Below are 299 nucleotides of genomic sequence, written 5' to 3'. Positions count from 1 at the left end.
GTTTACCAGTCCCTGTTAGCGGACTTAGCGGCGTCCCATCAGTCGAGGTCGTTATTACCTGAATATGAAGTGCGCTATTTAACGGAAGTGTTAAACCAAACGGATAAAGCCTACAATCGCCAACCGCTTATTAGCCAATTTATTCAACAAGCGAAAGCGACGCCAGACGCGATAGCCTTGCGTTGTCAAGAAGAGACCTTGACGTACCAGGCGCTAGCATCCCAAGCGGAGCGTTTAGCTCATTACCTCAATGAAATGGGTGTGGGCGTAGGTGATCGTGTTGGAATAGGGCTGCCTCG

1 protein-coding gene is annotated in these 299 nt (G+C 49.8%); it reads left to right on the top strand.

The window, feature by feature from the left end:
* On the top strand, nucleotides 1-299 hold a 299-nt coding region (locus tag AN214_RS22030), incomplete at both ends, for an AMP-binding protein (RefSeq protein WP_152960866.1).

The organism is Pseudoalteromonas sp. P1-9 (assembly GCF_001399975.1).
GTDB lineage: Bacteria > Pseudomonadota > Gammaproteobacteria > Enterobacterales > Alteromonadaceae > Pseudoalteromonas.
Note: the sequence above shows the minus strand (reverse complement) of the source record. Positions and strands in the feature narration are given on the sequence as shown.